Here is a 19,083-nt window from a genome sequence, read left to right as displayed (position 1 = left end):
CTTTTTTGTTTTGTATTGTCTTATTTATGAACAATTAAACTTAAAATACTATGAAATTTTTATCAAAATTATTGCTTCTAGCAATTATTGCAACCGCTTCAGTATCATGTTCAGACGACGATGATGCTCCAGTAACTCCTCCTTCTGGAGATCCGACAATTGCTGATTTGGTAACAGAAAATGACCAATTTTCTTCATTACTAGCGGCTCTTGAGCGCACAGACCTCGTAACACCATTTGTTGGAGGAAGTGGAAATCTTACCGTATTTGCACCTACAAATGATGCATTTAGTGCCTTTTTGCAAGACAATGGATTTTCAAGTCTTGATGAAGTGCCAGAAGATCTTTTAAGAGAAGTTCTTTTAAACCATGTTGTTACAGGAAGAGTTTTGGCGGCAGATTTGTCTACAGGTTATGTGAACTCTCTGGGGATAGGTAGTGCTTCTGAAGCTAATCTTAGTTTATTTATTAACACAGAAAACGGAGTAACAGTTAATGGTGTTTCTAGTGTCACTACTCCAGATATTGTGGCGACCAATGGCGTTGTGCACGAAGTGGATGCAGTTATTGGTTTACCGAGTGTTGTTACACAGGCTCTTGCAAACCCAGAATTTTCTACGCTTGTAGCTGCTTTACAGCGTGCAAGTACAGAAACTACAAATTACGTAGACATACTTTCAGGTTCTGAAAGTTCACCTTTTACAGTATTTGCGCCAACCAATTCCGCTTTTGAAGATTTACTAGCAGCACTTGGTGTACAGAGTCTTAATGATATTGCCCCTGAAACTTTAGCCACTGTATTAGAGTATCATGTGATTGCCGGGAGTAATGTGAGATCAGGAGATCTCACTACTGGATTATCTGCAACAACATTACAGGGGGAAGATTTAGTATTTGACTTATCTGACAATCCACAAATTAGCGATGCTTCAACGATTAATGCAAATATTGATGTTGTAGACGTTCAGACTAACAATGGTGTGGTTCATGCCGTTGATAAAGTTTTATTGCCAAATGAAATCCTTGATGTGATTGATCCAACTATTACTGGTCTTGCGATGATGAATGATGACCTTTCTAGTCTAGTTGCTGCTTTGCAGTATACTGGTTTAGACGATGTTTTGGCAGATAGAGCTGCCGATTACACAGTATTTGCACCGACGAACGCTGCGTTTGCAACTTTTCTAGGTAATAATGCTCTTGAGGATCTTCCTGTTGAAGTTGTTACTCAAGTTTTATTAAATCATGTTTTATCAGGAACAGCACTTTCTACTGATTTGAGTACAAGCTACACCAATTCCCTTGCGACTTATGGAGATACAGAAAATAATTTAAGCTTCTACATCAATGTAGAAAATGGGGTCGTTCTTAATGGTATTTCAGAAGTAACTGGTGCAAACAATGAAGCAGCCAATGGTGTTGTTCATATCGTAGACGAAGTTATTGAATTACCTACCGTAGTAACTTTCGCTACAGCAGATCCAAATTTTTCAGCACTGGCAGGAGCACTTCAAGCTGCTGATACAGATTTTGTAAATGTACTTTCAGGAACTGCAAATTCACCATTCACAGTTTTCGCTCCAGTCAACTCAGCTTTTGATGCGATTACAGTTCCTGATGAACCAACCTTGAGTGCTGTGCTTAGTCATCATGTCATTGCAGAATCAAATATAAGATCTGGAGATTTGACAGATGGTGCTTCAGTACCGTCATTAGAAGGTTCTAACATTACTGTAACATTGCCTGGAACTGGTGAGAATATTGCCGATCTGACAGATGGTGCTGGAAATACAGAAATCGGTGTTATCGCTGTTGATGTGCAAGCTACTAATGGTGTGATACATGCCATTGATACTGTAATGCTTCCAGAAGAGTAGAAATTATTGAAAATCAAATAGATTTTAAGAGTCCAGCAAAAGCTGGACTCTTTTTGTTGGTGTTGTCCAGGCTATTGATTTACTTAAAACCTTATTTGAAAGTTAATTAGCTTTTATAAGAGGGAATAAATCTTAATTGTATAAACACGCCTCCATTGTTAATGATATGCTAAACTCAAATTCTGTGGTAGTAACTTCTGTTTTCAACTTGTCTTATGTACGTAATCAAAATAAAAAACTATGAAATTACTATCAAAATTTATGCTTTTAGCTGTTTTAGTAACTGCTTCAGTATCTTGTTCAAGTGACGATGATGCTACAGTTGTCCTACCACAAGGAGACGTGCCAAATTTAGTTGAAGCTGCAGAAGTTGCAGACCTTAATCTTTTATTAGATGCAGTAGGTGCTGTTGATGGGCTTGGAGAAACTCTTTTAGGTGCAGATGCAATTACTGTATTCGCTCCAACGGATGAAGCTTTCGGAGCTGCTTTGGAAAGATTTGAGGCTCAAACCTTAGAAGAATTAATAGCTGCTATTGGAGGTGTTGAAAATCTTCAAACTGTATTAGGGTTTCACGTTGTTCCTGCAGTAGCTTTTGCTGGAGATCTAGCAGAAGGTGAGCAAACTTTTCCAACTCTAGCAGGAGATCAAGAAATTACAGTGACAAGATCTGGCAGCGAAGTGACATTGACAGATTCAGAAGGAACTGTAAGAAATGTTATTACAGCTGATGTAGAAATTGAAAATGGGGTAGTACATGTCATAGATGGTGTACTTATTCCAGAATTACCTGAAAACTTACCAAATTTAGTTGAAGCTGCAGAAGCTGCAGATCTTAATCTTTTGCTAGATGCAGTAAATGCTGTCGACGGTCTTGGAGCAACTCTTTTAGGTGCAGATGCAATTACTGTATTTGCTCCAACGGATGAAGCTTTCGGAGCTGCTTTGGAAAGATTTGAGGCTCAAACCTTAGAAGAATTAATAGCTGCTATTGGAGGTGTTGAAAATCTTCAAACTGTTTTAGGGTTTCACGTTGTTCCTGCAGTAGCTTTTGCTGAAGATTTAGCCGAAGGTGAGCAAACTTTTCCAACTCTAGCAGGAGATCAAGAAATTACAGTGACAAGATCTGGTAGCGAAGTAACAGTGACAGATTCAGAAGGAACTGTAAGAAATGTTATTACAGCTGATGTAGAAATTGAAAACGGAGTAGTACATGTTATAGATGGTGTGCTTATTCCAGAATTAACAGAAGCTTCTAATGTTGTCGTAATGACAGTTGATAATGACGGTGCTAGTGCTTATTTTGTAAGTGCTATTACTGAAGGCGCTAATGTGACTAATTTAAATGAAAATAATAGTACATGGACTTTGACAGTTGGTACTCGTTATGAATTATCAGTAACAGGTTTTGGTCCACATCCATTCGAGATCAGAGACGATGCTGGAAATCCTCTTTTAAGTATGAGTGCTGAAGGGTCTTTTGAAGGAGATGCTGGAGTAGACCTCCAGACATCTGGTGCAGAATTTAGCTTCACTCTTACTCAAGAGTTAGCAGACGAAATCGCTGACTATATTTGTACTGTTCACGGCTCAATGAACGGAGACATTATTGTACAATAATACTTAGCAATGGCTGATGTTAAGAATTAAAACCACCTCTTCTAGGGGTGGTTTCTTATTATATAAATGTAATAATTTGAGGCGATATAGAGTCTAAAGTAAAATCGGTATGAACTGATATTTAGCCAGTACATGCTGATATATTAGTTTCTTAAGGGCTTCACATAAAAATTTTGAGTAATAAAGGTTCAACTTAAAATATTGATTCTTTATTATTTTACGATCAATTTTATAACCTATGATTTATAAATGTTTTGGTTTTACCCCAAATTTTCTAGTGTCTTCTTTAGTGAGAGTTTTGTAGTCTTCAGTTTTAGTAAGATGTTCCAAAGGTTCCAGTAAATGTTTTGGCAGAGACGTAAGTTGTCTTGAGGTCAAATCCAACCAGGATCCCATCATTTCACAGCGAGCACTATTTTGGCCTCTTTGATTGTAGATATTATGTTCAAACTGAAAAAACATACCATCCTTACTCAATCCTTTCAATTCTAGGCTCACTTTGACTTGGTCTTCGGGTTTTAGCTCTTTGAAATAAAAAATGTGCTCATAAAAAACAACGGGTCCTAAGTTGTGTTTCACAAGTTCTTGTTGTGAAAACCCCTTTTCAACTAGGAATGCCATTCTGGTATGACTCATAAAATTTTGATACGATGAATTAGCGAGATGCCTGTTGGCATCAAGGTCGCTCCAGCGTATTTCAAATGATTTTGTATACATGTATTTATATAAATTTTGATATTAAAATAATTGTTGCACTCAAGATTGTTGCTATGAGTACTCCTCTTGCTCTGTAATCCTGTTTTTTTTTGATAAAAACAAAAAAGGGTAGGAAATTTAAAATGGCGCCAAGAGCAATTATGCTCCCCAAAACACCTTCATCTGAAGCTTTACTCATCACTATTTCAAACTCTTTTTGCATGACAAGACTTATATATAGGAACATTCCTGCAAGGTTTGCTACAATTCCTACTAAAAAACCTACAGCAATTTCTTTTTTAATCATTGATGTCCCAAGAATTAAGCTCATTTATAAAATCATGCGCTGTCAAATCAAATTTAACGGGAACTACTGAAACATAATTAGCATCGAGGGCTTCTACGTCTGTATTATTTCCTTTGTCTTGATTGACGAATTCTCCAGATAGCCAGTAGTAATCTCGTCCTTGTGGATTCTGGCGTTTATCAAACTTTTCCTCCCAACGCGCATTGGCTTGTCTGCAAATTTGAATTCCTTTAATTTTTTCCTCACTTGCCTTCGGGATGTTTACATTTAAAACCGTGCCCTTAGGTAAGCCGTTTTTGATTACACTTTGGGTAATACGTTTTACGTATTTAGTCGTATGATCAAAATTTGCATCCATTGAATAATCCAATAGTGAAAATCCAATAGCTGGTATTCCTTCTACGCCTGCTTCCACCGCTGCACTCATGGTTCCAGAATAAATCACATTGATAGATGAATTGGACCCATGGTTAATTCCACTGACGCATAAATCTGGTTTGCGTTTAAGGATTTCCTGAGTACCAATTTTTACACAATCTGCCGGAGTTCCGGAGCAAGAAAATTCTTTGATTTGAGAATATTTATCGATAGTGACAGGATCACAATATAAATTATCACTTATTGTAATGGCATGTCCCATTCCGCTTTGAGGTCTGTCGGGAGCAACAACGACAACTTCTCCTATTGTTTTCATTATTTTGATGAGATGTCTTATGCCGGGAGCTGTTATTCCGTCGTCATTGGTGACGAGAATTAAAGGTTTTTTTTCTGTTTGCATGGTTCAATTTTTCTGATAGCTAAAATAAACATTTCATCAAGCAAAATAGCCTTGAAACACGTTTAACAAATTATTAGCTAGCTTTAAAATAAGTGGTATAGTTTTTACTGTAAATTGAAAAATATTACATTAGTTTTAATTTAATGAACTTTGATACAATGAAACGATACAAATTAAAAAACAATCTGGTTATTCTATTCTTGGTGACTCTGCTGGCCGTAACCTCCTGTAGCTTTACTGCCAAAAATTATGATGAAGACTCAGATAAAGATCAAATCCTAATTGAACTCATTACTCACGTAATTGAGCAGGGGCACTTTGATATGAAAGAACTTGATGATGACTTTTCTCAAGCGGTCTTTAAGGATTACATCAAAGGATTAGACCCTATAAAAAGACATTTTCTGAAAAGTGATTTTGAAGATTTCAAGGCTTTTGAAACCCAAATTGATGATCAAATCAAAAATAAAAACCTGGTTTTCTTTGACTTAACGGTAAATCGCTATAAAAAGCGAATGGAAGAGACAAAGGACTTTTATTCAGAATTGTTAAAGAATCCCTTCAGTTTTGAAGATAAGGAAACTATCAATACTGACTATGAAAATGCGGATTATGCTGAAAATATGAAAGAATTAAAAGAGAGATGGAGACAACAATTTAAATTCTCTACTCTATCCACCTTTCATGATTTAAAGCAAGAACAAAATCAAAAAATTGAAAATGGTGAAGATGTTGAATTAAAATCTGATGCCGATTTAGAAGAGGAGGCTCGCGAAATCACGAGAGAATCAATCGAAAATTATTTCGATACCATGTCAGATCTGGAGCGTAAAGATTGGTTTAGTTTATATGTCAATTCTTTCGTTAGTCAGTTTGATCCACATACAAATTATCTCGCACCTCAAGATAAAGATAGGTTTGATATCTCAATGTCCGGTAAACTAGAAGGAATTGGTGCTAGACTTCAAAAACAAAGAGATAATGTAAAAATTGTTGAAGTTATTTCCGGAGGTCCGGCATGGACTAATGGAGAATTGGAAGTTGGAGATCTTATCCAGAAAGTAAAGCAGGAAGACGAAGAAGAGGCTGTAGATATTCGGGGTATGAGATTAGATGATGCAGTTGATCTTATTAAAGGTCCAAAAGGAACTAGAGTTGTACTTACAGTAAAGAAGGTAGATGGAAGTACTCAGTCTATAAATATTGTAAGAGATGTAGTTGAGATTGAAGAAACTTATGCTAAATCATCTACTGTAGAAAGAAATGGAGAGCTTTTCGGAATAATAAATCTTCCGAAATTCTACTTCGATATGCAAAACTATGACGAAAGAAATGCAGCTTCCGATATTAAAAAAGAACTTGAAAGATTAAATGAAATTGATGCGAAAGGTCTTGTGATTGACCTAAGAAATAATGGAGGAGGTTCTTTGTCAACGGTTGTTGATATTGCTGGTTTCTTCATTGAAAAGGGGCCTGTAGTACAAGTAAGAGATGCAAAAAATAATACTGAAGTTTTAAAAGATACAGATTCCAATGTCATATGGGACAAGCCACTTGTTATACTTGTCAATGAGCTTTCAGCTTCAGCTTCAGAAATTTTGGCTGCTGCAATGCAGGATTATGAGAGAGCTGTTGTGATAGGTAGTAAACAAACTTACGGTAAAGGAACAGTTCAAAATGTTGTTGATTTAAATAGATGGATGAGAAATAGTTCCTTCGGAGATATGGGAGCTTTAAAAATTACCACTCAGAAATTCTATAGAATTAATGGAGGTTCTACACAGCTTAAAGGTGTAGAAAGTGATGTTGCTGTTCCAGACCGTTACTCTTATATTGATATAGGTGAAAGAGATTATGAGAATCCAATGCCATGGGACAAAATTGCTCCGGCAAATTATAACACATGGAATGGATATTCTAATTTGAATGAAGTGATTAAAACAAGTAAAAAGCGTTTATCATCTAATTCACAAATACAAATGATAGATGAAAATGCTAAGTGGATCCAGTCTCAAAGAAATCAAAATAATTTTAGTTTGAATTATAAAAACTACAGTGAAGATTTAGCAAAAGTAGAGGAGATGTCTAAAAAGTTTGAAAAAATAGATAATTACAGTACAAATTTAACCTACGAATCTCTCCCTTACGAAGCAGCTTTGATGTCAAAGGACTCATCTCTGACTCAGAAGAGAAAAAGATGGCATGAGAGTTTATCTAAAGATGTTTATGTGGAAGAAGCAATTCAGGTGCTTCAGGATTTACAAGTAGATAAAAATTCTATCAAACTTGCTGCTAGAAAGAACTAAAACATAAGCAATACATCACCCTTGAAAGAAAATTCTTCTTTACAAAGCTTAGCGCTCCAAAAGTTTAAAAAAAACCTTTGGGGCGTTTTAAGTTTCTGGTTTATCGTACTTTGCTTATTTGTAGGAATATTCGCTTATTTTTTCGCTCCAGATGCTTCTGAAAATGCAAATTCTATGGCCCTGAGCATTCATTCGAAATCGCCAGGATTCTCTGTACAGGTAATCGAACTTCCAAACCTGAATAAAGGAGAGCAGTCATGGTTATCAAGGTCTTTTTTGGGCAATGAATACCCGAATGAAATTATTCCTATTACATCTTACAGAGTAGAAGGTGCTAAACTTTTTTATCAGGATTATGGAGTGGAAGATCCATCTTTAGAAAACGAGTTAAACTTAAATAAGTACAATCCCGATTTTATATCAAAAAATATTTACACAAAAACCTTCTGGCTTGGGACCGACAAGTATGGCCGGGACTTACTGAGCAGGATGTTGATAGGCTTGCGGATATCCTTTTCAGTAGGATTTATTTCAGTTTTCATTTCGCTGCTTTTAGGTATTTTTTTTGGGTCTATTTCAGGGTATTATGGAGGCAAGATCGATGCAGCTGTGATGTGGCTGATCAATGTAACTTGGTCAATCCCAACGTTACTTTTAGTGATTGCAATTACTTTAGCACTTGGCAAAGGTTTCTGGCAGGTTTTTATTGCTGTTGGTCTTACGATGTGGGTTGAAGTAGCAAGAGTGGTGAGAGGTCAAGTTATGAGCTTGAAATCTTCTCAATTTGTCACAGCTGCCAGAGCTTTGGGTTTTAAAAACCAAAGGATTATCATTAAACATATTTTACCAAATGTGCTTGCGCCAGTAATCGTTATTTCAGCAGCCAATTTTGCTGCAGCTATACTCATTGAAAGCGGACTTAGTTTTCTGGGAATAGGAGCACAGCCACCAACTCCAAGTTGGGGGGCGATGATCAAAGACCATTACAGTTATATCATTTTAGGAAAGGCTTATTTGGCCATCATCCCAGGACTAGGAATCATGAGTTTAGTAATGGCATTTATGCTTATTGGAAACGCTTTACGTGATGCACTAGATGTAAAAAGCTAATATTTATTATAAGCCTGAAAGAAAAGTCAGCTCCTTTTAAATGCAAGTTCTATTTGAACAGACCTCACAGGTTTTTGAAACCTGTGAGGTCTAATATAAAGTTCATTAATTATTGAATTTATCCCAATTAATTTGGTTCCTCAATTTCAGTTGAGGTTCTAAATCAAAATGAGTATTTATGATAACTTGTAGCTTTAAGAAATGTATCTTAAAGCGTTAAAGCTACCGAACATAAATCCACCTTTAAACACCTACGTAAAGAAGTAAGGTTTAGTCATTAAGCTTTAGTACAGCCATGAAAGCTTCCTGTGGAATTTCTACATTTCCAACCTGACGCATACGTTTTTTACCTTTCTTCTGCTTTTCAAGAAGTTTACGTTTTCTGGAAATATCACCACCGTAACATTTTGCTGTTACATCCTTTCTCAAAGCTTTTACAGTTTCACGGGCAATAATTTTAGCTCCAATGGCAGCTTGTATAGGAATATCAAACTGTTGTCTTGGGATCAATTCCTTCAGTTTTTCGCAGATTCTCTTACCAATATCGTAAGCATTATCAACGTGTAGCAAAGCTGAAAGCGCATCTACCGTGTTCCCGTTTAAGAGTACATCAACTTTCACCAATTTTGATTTTCTCATACCAATTGGTGAGTAATCAAAGGAAGCATAACCTTTTGAAACAGTCTTTAACCTGTCGTAGAAATCGAAAACAATTTCAGCCAAAGGCATATCAAAACTAAGTTCAACACGATCTTGTGTCAAATACGTTTGATTGGTGATTTGACCTCGCTTTTCGATACAAAGCGACATGACAGGACCTACAAATTCAGATTTAGTAATTATACTGGCTTTTATAAAAGGCTCTTCTACACGATCCAAATAAGTAGGCTCAGGTAAATCTGAAGGATTGCTGACGATGATTGGCTTATCTTTTTCTTTCAAAGTATAAGCGTTGTAGGACACGTTAGGGACCGTAGTAATCACAGTCATGTCAAATTCACGCTCCAGACGTTCTTGAATGATTTCAAGGTGAAGCATGCCTAAGAATCCACATCTAAAACCGAATCCAAGTGCTGCAGAACTTTCTGGTAAAAACACCAGCGAAGCATCATTGAGCTGAAGCTTTTCCATCGCCGTTCTCAATTCTTCATACTCATCGGTTTCTACTGGATAAATTCCCGCAAAAACCATCGGTTTTACGTCTTCAAAACCAGCCACAGCATTTTTAGTCGGGTTGTTTGCATCTGTAATGGTGTCTCCGACCTTTACTTCTTTTGCGTTTTTAATACCCGTGATGAGGTAGCCCACATCACCGGCTTGAATTTCTTTTTTAGGAAATTGCACCAACTTCAAAGTTCCTACCTCATCTGCGGAATAATTCTTATCTGTGGCGACAAATTTTATGTTCTGACCCTTTTTGATACTGCCATCAAATACTCTAAAGTAAGTTTCAATGCCACGAAATGGATTATAAACCGAATCAAACACCAATGCTCTTAGTGGAGCTTCAGGATCTCCTTTTGGTGCTGGAACACGTTCTACTATGGCATTCAAAATTTCTTCAATTCCAATACCTTCTTTTGCACTTGCACGGATAACATCCTCACGTTTGCAACCAATAAGGTCTACAATATCATCGGTAACTTCGTCTGGGTTGGCACTTAGAAGATCGACTTTATTCAATACAGGAATGATTTCTAAATCATTTTCCAGAGCCAGATATAAATTCGAAATAGTTTGAGCTTGTATGCTTTGAGCAGCATCTACTATTAAAAGGGCGCCTTCACAGGCAGCAATAGATCTTGAAACTTCGTAGGAAAAATCGACGTGACCAGGTGTATCGATTAGATTAAAAACAAAGTCTTCACCTTTATAGTTATAGACCATTTGTATAGCGTGGCTTTTTATGGTGATGCCGCGTTCGCGTTCCAAATCCATATTATCCAAAAGCTGTTCTTTGCGCTCGCGTTCGGTTACAGATTTAGTATAATCCAATAAACGGTCAGCAAGGGTGCTTTTACCGTGATCAATATGTGCAATTATGCAAAAATTTCGAATGTTCTTCATAGTCCGTTTTTCCTAATTTGAAGTCTAAAGCACTCCAGATTTTAATGAAGCAAATATACAGGATTTGTTTGGCTTAAAAGATGTATTTCAAGCACTGTTAAAAGCTTTATGTGAATTGTTTATAATTCTGTAATTTCGCAATAAAAAGTTGTGGCTAAGATAGGTAACATAGATTTAGGTGACTTTCCTCTTTTACTTGCTCCCATGGAAGATGTAAGTGATCCTCCTTTTAGGGCATTGTGTAAAGAATACGGAGCCGATATGGTGTATACAGAATTCATCTCTTCTGAGGGACTTATTCGTGATGCAGCCAAGAGTATGATGAAGCTGGACATTTACGAGAAAGAACGTCCAGTAGGTATTCAGATTTTTGGAGCCAATTTGGAATCGATGTTAAGGTCTGTGGAAATTGTTGAGAAAACCAAACCTGACGTTATTGACATTAATTTTGGTTGTCCTGTTAAAAAAGTAGTTTCCAAAGGTGCTGGTGCTGGGATATTGAAGGATGTTGATCTTATGGTGAAATTGACAGAGGCCATGGTGAAGCATACCAACCTACCCGTAACAGTAAAGACCCGATTGGGCTGGGATCATGATTCAATCAAAATTTACGAGGTTGCCGAACGTTTACAAGACGTGGGTTGTAAAGCAATTTCTATCCATGGACGTACACGAGCTCAAATGTACAAGGGTGTAGCCGATTGGAAGCCAATAGCCGAGGTAAAAAACAATCCAAGAATGCACATTCCTGTATTTGGTAATGGTGATGTTGATACGCCAGAAAAAGCAGTGTTGATGAGAGATGAATATGGACTGGATGGAGCTATGATAGGAAGGGCTAGTATTGGTTCACCTTGGTTTTTCAAAGCCGTGAAACATTACTTCGAGACAGGTACTCATTGTGAGTCACCGTCTCTAGTTGAACGTGTAGATATTGCCAGACGTCACCTTCAAATGTCGATTGACTGGAAAGGCGAAAAGCTTGGTGTTTTTGAAACCCGCAGACATTACACCAACTACTTCAAAGGTATTCCGCATTTCAAGGACTATAGGATGAAAATGGTTACCTCAGATCATGCTGAAGATGTATTTGCTACCTTCGATGAAGTGGAGGAGAAATTCGCAGATCATCAGTTTGCGCAGTAGATTGATGCTTTCTTTTTCTTTTGAATTTAATACCTTTCACTTAATTTATAAAGGATGAAATTTTATGTTTTAGTCGTATTAACGATGATGCTTGGTTCAACGACACAAGCTCAAGGCTTTGATGAAAACACCACTCAAACTTTAAAGAATTATGTGAATGAATTCCCGAATCAAACTCAGTTTTCAGTAGCAGTTATTGACGGTGACCAGACTCAATTTTATGGTCAGGTTAAGTTTTCAGATACTATTAATGAGTTTGATAATAGCAGTTCTGTATTTCAAATAGGTTCAGTCACCAAAGTCTTTACTTCCACATTATTAGCACAGCTTGTGATTGAAAAAGAGGTGAAGCTCACAGATTCAATTCAGCAATACTTTAGTTTTCCGTTGAATGAAAAAGGCTTTTCTCTGGAACAACTTTCAAATCATACTTCTGGATTACCAAGATTACCCACCAATTTGAATCTGGCTGCTCTTGATCTCAAAAATCCCTACAAATCTTATGCAGAAGCAGATTTTGAATATTATTTGACAACAGAAATGGAGGTTCCTAAAGAGAAAGCTTATCAATATTCAAATATTGGCGCTTCAATTTTAGCTAAAGCATTAGAAAATGTCAGTGGAGAAAAATATGCTGAATTACTTTCAGAAAAAATTTTTTCACCATTAGAAATGAATCAGTCAACTTTAAATGAAGGGGAAGTGAAAAACAATATGGTCCAGGGAATAGATCAAAATGGAAATCCCACACCGATTTGGGAAATGGGCGTATTTGAAGGAGCTGGAGCCATCTTATCCTCTACAAAAGATCTATCCAATTTTGTAAAAGCTCATTTTAAGGAAGAAGACAATGCATTTTCATTAACCCTGATGCCGACGTTTATGGTTAATCAAAATTTACGTTTGGGTCTGGGTTGGCATATCCTTCAAGATGAAATTGGTAACGACTTGTACTGGCACAATGGTGGTACAGGCGGCTATTCGTCATCCGTATTCATGGTACCTGCGACGCAAAAAGCAGTTATTATTCTTACCAATGTATCTGCCTTCCATGCTAAAGCGTCTACGATAGATGAATTAGGTTTTAAGCTATTGAATTCAATTTCAAAATAAAAAGCACCTATATTTTTTTTAAGTATAGGCGCTTTTAAAGATGATTGTGGCTAAAACTTATTATCTATTTTCAGCTGCAGGAGTCGGGAATTGTTGGAAGACATTATCTTGAGCTCTATCATTTGGAAGTTCATCCAACCTGTTAAAACGTCTCATGTCAATCCATCTGTGTCCACCTTCAGCAAAAAGAGAATATCTTTTTTGTAATAAAATTTCGTCTACTAATTCGCTTGGAGAGTTACCTCCGGTATAATCTCCAACTCCGGCAGCATTTCTTACAACATTAATTGCATTCACTGCTTCTGAAGGATTAGATAGGTGTAGCGCTTCAGCATAAAGTAATACCAATTCTTCATTTCTGATAATATCTACATCCGCAGTAATGTTATCATAAACAAATACATTATAAATTCCCGTCAAATCAGATTGAGTAAGAGCCTCTTCTCTTCGTACCACTTTATTTATTCTATTATCTCCAGTCAATGTATCCTCAATGAATGAAGGATGCGCAATCCTTGCATTAGCGACTGTTTGATTTACGCTAAAAAATAAAGGATTAGGAAAATCAAGGCCAGATTGAGAGAAAGTGAAATACACACTATTTTGCAGATCACCACTCAAATCCATAAAGGAATCCTCCAGAAGTGTTGCAGCAGGACCGTAATTACTTCTATAAACTTCAACTCTTGCATGTAAAGCTTTATTGAATTTTTGAAATTCTGCAGGAGTACTTGCAATATCGAAACCTTCAGGAAGGTTGAAAGGAAAATCTGAACTGCCGTTACTCAATTGAGTAGATGCTTCAGTTAGTAAATTTGATATGAAAGTCAATGCTTCATCATAACTTACAAATGGACCTAAGTTATCCGGATCGGATACATCTACACGCATTCCATTTTCATATTGCTGGTTAGCTACCATGAGCAATTCATGCGCTTGAATGGTTTTTAAAAAGCCTTCTGCAACTTCTACTTCATTGGGTTCAAAAACACCTAAACTGTTGCGTATTCCGTCCAGTATCAAATTCACATTTTTAATTACAGTGTATCTAGCACCATAAGGTCCTGTAGTGTAAAAAGTGTTATCATCCAGATTACCTGTCATGACGTCTGAGGCCCATCTAGGATCCGAACTTTGGAATCTATAGTATTCCCTTCCAGGTAAAGCTTGACCATCTATCTGTGTATCTAGTCTCAAGCGCATGTCTGACAGTGCTCCGTTTACTGTTTGTTGTAATTCGCCTCTGGTAATACCGTTTTGAATAGATTCAGCGGTTGGTCCGTTCAAATTTTCACCATCTTCCAGGTCACAGGATAGGACCAGTAAGCCTAAGAGTGGTAACATTAAAAGTTTATATATAGTTTTCATATTGTATTTTTTAAAAGTCCATTTTTACTCTAAAGAGATATTGTTTTGAAGTAGGGAATGGTGTGACTTCAACTCCCGTAGATAAACCATTACCGCCAAAATTTGACACCTCTGGATCATAACTATTGTAATCAAATATATTGATCAAGTTCAATCCTGTAATTCCCAATTCAATGTTGGAAACATAACCTTTAAACAGGTTTTGAATTACATTTTCTGGTACAGAATATTTCAATGCAATTTCTCTTAATCTTAAGTAAGATGCATCTTCAATAAAAGGCTCTGGTAGACCGTTCTGCAGAGCATTTATCCTAAAGTCTCCATTTCTCACCTGACCTGATGGATCCAAAGTAAAAGCATCATAATCGGGAGAGACACCACCCAGGTCTGTTAGAAGCGTAGTTAGGTTGATATTGTCACCACCTTCTTTCCAATGCCATAAAAAGGAAAGGTCAAAATTCTTATAAGTAAAATTATTTGTAAATGTCATCTGGAAATCTGGTTCTGCATCCCCTAGCTTAACAATATTTCCATTGCCATCGTTACCTGCTATTTGAGTTACGCTTTGTCCTTCTTCAATCCTGAAGGTTCCTAAGCCTGTTCCAAATCCACCAAGGTTAAATGGTTCTACATCTAGTTGGGTGATCTCAGACCTGTTTCTAAAGAAAATAACGTTTGTACTCCAGGTAAAATCATCATTTCTTACCACATCTGCATCCAGTGTAAGCTCTATTCCTTGGTTTCTTAAATTCCCAGCATTAGAAAAACGTTGTGCAAAACCAGAAGAGGGTTCATTTTGAGCTTGTAAGATCAAATCATCAACATCTTTTATATAATAAGACGCCTGAAGGTTGACTCTTTTCTTGAAAAATGAAGCATCAAAACCAAATTCAAGTTCTTTTTGGCGTTCTGGATCTATGTTTGAGTCTCCCAAAGTAGCTGGAACTCCTATCCCTGGGAAGCCTCCTATGGAGTTTCCTATAAGTGTTGTGAATAGCGCGCCAAAAGGAGCGAAGTTACCAGATTCACCGTAAGCAACTCTTGGTTTTAATTCGGAAACAACACCATCTTTCCAAAAATCAAAATTATGGAGATTGATTGCTAATGATGCTTTAGGGAAATAAAACAGTTCATTGGCATCTCCAAAATTTGAAGATTTATCTGCTCTCAATCCTACCGTTCCAATCATTTTATCCTGAAAGTTCACTTCTTCCTGAACAAAGAATCCAGAATCATTCTGTTCTCTCTGGAATTGACTCACATTTATATTACCAGCCTGGTCTAAGTTAGTTTCGGATCCAATAAGATCTGAAGCCACATTGTTGACCGTATTCTGTAAAAAACTTTCTCTCGTAACACCTCCCTGGGTAGTAAAAATTGTATTGTTTTCTGTAAAATAAGTATGTACTAAAAAGGCGGAGTAATTATTGTTTCTATTTTTGGTGGTACCCAGAGCACTTACACCATTGACACCACCATTATCTGGATCCATAAATTGAAGTTCTTTTGGAAAAAAGGCACGTGTTTGTAATTGGTAGTAATCCAAACCAAATCTAAATTGTGCTTTCAAAGAAGCTCTTTCACTTTCAAAAATATTATAATCTAAGGTTGATCCTAACACAAACCTATTGACTTCCTCCTTATTGGTGATCAATTGTATGGTTTGTAGTGGGTTGGAACCACCATAAGGGTTGTCTGGATAAACACCATTTTCATTAGGGAATAATTGTGCCCATGGTGGAAGTGATGTTAGAGTTACACCTATTGTACTTCCAGAATTATCATTATTAAAGAAACCTCTGTCAGATTCTGAATCTATGTAATTAGTACTGACTGTCAATTTCATCTTGTCGTCGAAGAAATCGTGAGTAAGGTTTAATCTTGCTGATTTTTTAGCGTATCCCGTATTTTTTACTATTCCATCCTCCTCTCTATTTGAAAAGGAACCGTAAAAAGTGGTATTGTCTGATCCACCAGAAATACTTGCATACGTATTACTGATAAAACCTTCTTCTCCAAAAACCTCTCTCTCATAGTCAACCAATCTACCATTTTGCTGGGCTTGAGTGAATAAAGCACCTTGTCCTTCACCAAATGTGTTCTCAGCTATAGCGCTGGTAAATGTTCTTTGTCCTCTGAAATTAATAATTTCATTAAATCCTACTTCTTGTTGAACCGATACCTTAGTTTCACCACTTCTACCACGTTTAGTTGTAATAATTATAACACCAGCTGCAGCTCTAGCGCCATAAATAGCACCTGCAGATGCTCCCTTCAAGACTTCAACACGCTCTATGTCATTTGCCTCTAAATCTGCAATTCTATTTGAAGGGTTATCCTGAGTTGAAGTATTGCCTCCGGCAGCGGCTCGTGAAACAAAATTTAATCCGGCACCAGATATACTGCTATTATCTACATAAACCCCATCTACAATATAGAGTGGTTGCGCATTTCCAAATACAGACGTTGTACCTCTTAACTTTACAGAAACTCCACCACCTGGTGCTCCTGAATTACGAGTGACTAACGCTCCAGCAAATTTTCCTGCAAGAGCACCGTCCAATGTAGGCTGTGAAGCTCGACCAACGAGTTCCTGAGAAGTAATTGATGAAACAGCGTTTGCAGCATTAGATCGTTTTACAGAAGTTGCTAGACCTGTGATGACTACTTCTTCCAATGCAGCTGCAGATTCTATAAAAGAAATTGTAAGTGGAGATAAATTTGTCACTCGTATTTCCTGCGATTCATACCCGAGATACGAGAAGGATAATGTCGTTGGTAGTTTTTCAACCGTCAATGAAAATTGGCCATCCATATTACTTGTGGTTCCATTGGAGGTTCCCTTCTGAATGACATTGACGAACGGTATAATATTACCAGTTGATTTTTCTACAGTTTTACCAGTTATTGTTTCCTGCGCCTGTAGTGCTCCAGTTAATAAACTCATCAACATTAAAAGGTTGAGAAGCCTGATTTTGGCTTTGTTCATGATTTAAATTTTATAGATAGATTAACGAATCTATACATTAATGTCAACAAATTGTTAATTAATTAGAATATATTTTATATTTTTAACAAATGAATGATACTTGTTGAGTTTAGGACAATTTTTTATTCTTTTCAGAATTAAATAAATCAATTATATTGCGTTTATTAATTACCAATTTATTTTGATTCGGAACACCTTCATCCTACTGAACTAAGTCTCAAAATCAAAAACAGATGATTCGTAATTATTACAACGAAGAGTGGAAAGATGTCGTCTTTGACGATAAAATTGCAAAATTTGAAAAATATAAAATTTCAAATTATGGCAGAATGATTAACTGTAAAGGCCCAAAAGAAGTTTTGGTGAAAGAATCCTTTATAAATGGCTATCAAACCCTTCCTCTCAAGCAAGAAATCAACAAAAAATCTACAAGTAGGTATGTTCACAAGTTAGTTGCAGAACACTTTCTGGAACGCGGTGATGGAATCTATGTGATCCATCTCAACTATGACAAACTGAATAACAAGGTTGAAAACTTGAAATGGGCTACCAAAAAAGAAAAGGAAACACATCAATTTAGCAATCCTGAGTATATCAACAGGCCTAAAAAGCGGACGTATTCCAAATTGACCGAAGCTAAAGTCAGGCTGATAAAGCGAAAAATTCACGATCCCAATCGACGCACGCGCATGAAAATGATTGCTAAGCAATTTGGTATTTCTGAGATGCAACTTTATCGTATAAAAAGCGGAGAAAATTGGGGTACGGTGACGGATTATTAATTTTACCTGAAGTCAAATTCAACCCAAATAGGAATGTGGTCAGAAATCGTTCTTGCCGATTTTAAATCGGGAAATGACTTATAGAATGAGTTCACTCCACTTTTGAGTATCGAGAAATGTTTGCTGTTCAGAAATATATTATCATATTCTGAAGCCAGACACTCATTCGAAATACATTGCATTTTAAGGCTTGTCTTTTGACTTACTAATGCTGAAACATAGCCTCTTGTTTTCAAGGGATTGAATACGGTGTGTGATTGGGGTAAATTGAAATCTCCCAGGAAAATTAAATTTTCCTCAGGATATAGATCCTGATAAAATTTTAGATGTTTGAGTTCTCGCTCTGGTTGTTTTGTCTTTGGCACTGCATGAATATTAACTAAGGTAAAGTATTCATTTTTATACTTGAACTTTATAAAATAGGGCTCGCGTTCAATATCTTCAACAAAATCTACATCTAGCCAGGCTTTTTTGATCAGTTCTACATGGTTAGGCTTCCAGAGGTAAGCATATCGTTCTGAACTATATCTGCCACCCTGAGTTGGGTTACTTACGGTATAATTCCATTTTGTTCCGGTTCGATTTAACTCATCGGCTAGTTTTGCAACAGATTGCGCCCCTCCATTGCCAGCAACAACCTCTTGAATGGCTACGATATCGTAGTCTCGTAAAGTTCGCGCCATAAAAGTTATGGCTTGATTGGATTTTGAATTTCCAAGGTGTCTGATATTCCAGGAACTCAGTTTGACTTGACAAATGCTGATGTTTCCAGAAAAAATAAATAAGCTATATATAAATAAAAGGTAGTATTTTCTCACAAATGATTTAATTTGAAATAGTTCTCTGTTTTCAGTAGATAGAAATAATTTTTGCTGTTAAATAAGTTTTAAAATCACAATATCGGATTTCATTGCCGTAAAATCC

14 protein-coding genes are annotated in these 19,083 nt (G+C 36.6%); 7 read left to right on the top strand and 7 right to left on the bottom strand.

Annotation, left to right across the window (positions count from 1 at the left end):
* Nucleotides 1–50 precede the first annotated feature (50 nt).
* Both LB452_RS01580 and LB452_RS01575 read left to right on the top strand, forming a co-directional pair.
* A complete protein-coding gene (locus tag LB452_RS01580; protein ID WP_224459965.1) occupies nt 51–1,877 on the top strand; it encodes a fasciclin domain-containing protein in 1,827 nt (608 codons plus the stop codon).
* Between the two features lie 240 nt (nt 1,878–2,117).
* Nucleotides 2,118–3,497: a fasciclin domain-containing protein gene (locus tag LB452_RS01575; RefSeq protein WP_224459964.1), complete on the top strand. Its 1,380-nt coding sequence runs from the start codon at nt 2,118–2,120 to the stop codon at nt 3,495–3,497.
* Between the two features lie 243 nt (nt 3,498–3,740).
* Here the strand turns inward: LB452_RS01575 and LB452_RS01570 are convergent, their stop codons facing one another.
* Genes LB452_RS01570 through surE form a run of 3 tightly spaced genes read right to left on the bottom strand, consistent with a single transcriptional unit; the run spans nt 3,741 to nt 5,278 of the window.
* A complete protein-coding gene (locus LB452_RS01570; protein WP_224459963.1) occupies nt 3,741–4,214 on the bottom strand; it encodes an acyl-CoA thioesterase in 474 nt (157 codons plus the stop codon).
* 4 nt (nt 4,215–4,218) lie between these two features.
* Nucleotides 4,219–4,500 (bottom strand): hypothetical protein, encoded by a 282-nt coding sequence (locus tag LB452_RS01565; RefSeq protein ID WP_224453370.1) that lies wholly within the window; start codon nt 4,498–4,500, stop codon nt 4,219–4,221.
* A complete protein-coding gene (gene surE / locus LB452_RS01560) occupies nt 4,493–5,278 on the bottom strand; it encodes a 5'/3'-nucleotidase SurE (RefSeq protein ID WP_224459962.1) in 786 nt (261 codons plus the stop codon). Before surE ends, LB452_RS01565 begins: the two co-directional genes overlap by 8 nt.
* Nucleotides 5,279–5,436: 158 nt before the next feature.
* Between surE and LB452_RS01555 the strand changes: the two genes are divergently transcribed.
* Both LB452_RS01555 and LB452_RS01550 read left to right on the top strand, forming a co-directional pair.
* Nucleotides 5,437–7,584 (top strand): carboxy terminal-processing peptidase, encoded by a 2,148-nt coding sequence (locus LB452_RS01555; RefSeq protein ID WP_224459961.1) that lies wholly within the window; start codon nt 5,437–5,439, stop codon nt 7,582–7,584.
* A 21-nt stretch (nt 7,585–7,605) separates the two neighbouring features.
* Nucleotides 7,606–8,694, top strand: a complete 1,089-nt coding sequence (locus LB452_RS01550; RefSeq protein ID WP_224459960.1) for an ABC transporter permease — start codon at nt 7,606–7,608, stop codon at nt 8,692–8,694.
* 270 nt (nt 8,695–8,964) lie between these two features.
* On the opposite strand, the gene lepA is transcribed toward LB452_RS01550, so the two are convergent.
* Nucleotides 8,965–10,761 carry a translation elongation factor 4 gene (gene lepA, locus LB452_RS01545; RefSeq protein ID WP_224459959.1) on the bottom strand — a complete coding sequence of 599 codons (1,797 nt, stop codon included), beginning with the start codon at nt 10,759–10,761 and terminating at the stop codon, nt 8,965–8,967.
* A 150-nt stretch (nt 10,762–10,911) separates the two neighbouring features.
* Here lepA and dusB point away from each other — a divergent pair, with 150 nt between their 5' ends.
* Together dusB and LB452_RS01535 are read left to right on the top strand one after the other, a co-directional pair.
* Complete coding sequence (dusB, locus tag LB452_RS01540) at nt 10,912–11,907, top strand: tRNA dihydrouridine synthase DusB (RefSeq protein WP_224459958.1); 996 nt, start codon at nt 10,912–10,914, stop codon at nt 11,905–11,907.
* A 54-nt stretch (nt 11,908–11,961) separates the two neighbouring features.
* A complete protein-coding gene (locus LB452_RS01535) occupies nt 11,962–13,020 on the top strand; it encodes a serine hydrolase domain-containing protein (protein ID WP_224459957.1) in 1,059 nt (352 codons plus the stop codon).
* A 60-nt stretch (nt 13,021–13,080) separates the two neighbouring features.
* On the opposite strand, the gene LB452_RS01530 is transcribed toward LB452_RS01535, so the two are convergent.
* On the bottom strand, nt 13,081–14,388 hold the full coding sequence (locus LB452_RS01530; RefSeq protein WP_224459956.1) for a RagB/SusD family nutrient uptake outer membrane protein: 1,308 nt from the start codon (nt 14,386–14,388) through the stop codon (nt 13,081–13,083).
* A 10-nt stretch (nt 14,389–14,398) separates the two neighbouring features.
* The gene (locus LB452_RS01525; RefSeq protein WP_224459955.1) at nt 14,399–17,377 is read right to left on the bottom strand and encodes a SusC/RagA family TonB-linked outer membrane protein; all 2,979 of its coding nucleotides are present in this window, start codon (nt 17,375–17,377) and stop codon (nt 14,399–14,401) included.
* A gap of 233 nt (nt 17,378–17,610) precedes the next feature.
* Here LB452_RS01525 and LB452_RS01520 point away from each other — a divergent pair, with 233 nt between their 5' ends.
* On the top strand, nt 17,611–18,159 hold the full coding sequence (locus LB452_RS01520; protein WP_224459954.1) for an HNH endonuclease: 549 nt from the start codon (nt 17,611–17,613) through the stop codon (nt 18,157–18,159).
* 2 nt (nt 18,160–18,161) lie between these two features.
* Here LB452_RS01520 and LB452_RS01515 read toward each other — a convergent pair whose 3' ends face one another.
* Nucleotides 18,162–18,977 carry an endonuclease/exonuclease/phosphatase family protein gene (locus LB452_RS01515; protein ID WP_224459953.1) on the bottom strand — a complete coding sequence of 272 codons (816 nt, stop codon included), beginning with the start codon at nt 18,975–18,977 and terminating at the stop codon, nt 18,162–18,164.
* Between the last annotated feature and the right edge of the window lie 106 nt (nt 18,978–19,083).

The organism is Psychroflexus longus, from assembly GCF_020164595.1.
Classification (GTDB): Bacteria; Bacteroidota; Bacteroidia; order Flavobacteriales; family Flavobacteriaceae; genus Psychroflexus; species Psychroflexus longus.
Note: the sequence above shows the minus strand (reverse complement) of the source record. Positions and strands in the feature narration are given on the sequence as shown.

What these genes read in the sequence shown, in the direction of transcription:
- LB452_RS01535 (WP_224459957.1), top strand. Translation starts at nt 11,962, where the DNA reads ATGAAATTTTATGTTTTAGTCGTATTAACGATGATGCTTGGTTCAACG.
- surE (WP_224459962.1), bottom strand. Translation starts at nt 5,278, where the DNA reads ATGCAAACAGAAAAAAAACCTTTAATTCTCGTCACCAATGACGACGGA.
- LB452_RS01520 (WP_224459954.1), top strand. Translation starts at nt 17,611, where the DNA reads ATGATTCGTAATTATTACAACGAAGAGTGGAAAGATGTCGTCTTTGAC.
- LB452_RS01525 (WP_224459955.1), bottom strand. Translation starts at nt 17,377, where the DNA reads ATGAACAAAGCCAAAATCAGGCTTCTCAACCTTTTAATGTTGATGAGT.
- LB452_RS01555 (WP_224459961.1), top strand. Translation starts at nt 5,437, where the DNA reads ATGAAACGATACAAATTAAAAAACAATCTGGTTATTCTATTCTTGGTG.
- LB452_RS01575 (WP_224459964.1), top strand. Translation starts at nt 2,118, where the DNA reads ATGAAATTACTATCAAAATTTATGCTTTTAGCTGTTTTAGTAACTGCT.
- LB452_RS01530 (WP_224459956.1), bottom strand. Translation starts at nt 14,388, where the DNA reads ATGAAAACTATATATAAACTTTTAATGTTACCACTCTTAGGCTTACTG.
- LB452_RS01570 (WP_224459963.1), bottom strand. Translation starts at nt 4,214, where the DNA reads ATGTATACAAAATCATTTGAAATACGCTGGAGCGACCTTGATGCCAAC.
- lepA (WP_224459959.1), bottom strand. Translation starts at nt 10,761, where the DNA reads ATGAAGAACATTCGAAATTTTTGCATAATTGCACATATTGATCACGGT.
- LB452_RS01565 (WP_224453370.1), bottom strand. Translation starts at nt 4,500, where the DNA reads ATGATTAAAAAAGAAATTGCTGTAGGTTTTTTAGTAGGAATTGTAGCA.
- LB452_RS01580 (WP_224459965.1), top strand. Translation starts at nt 51, where the DNA reads ATGAAATTTTTATCAAAATTATTGCTTCTAGCAATTATTGCAACCGCT.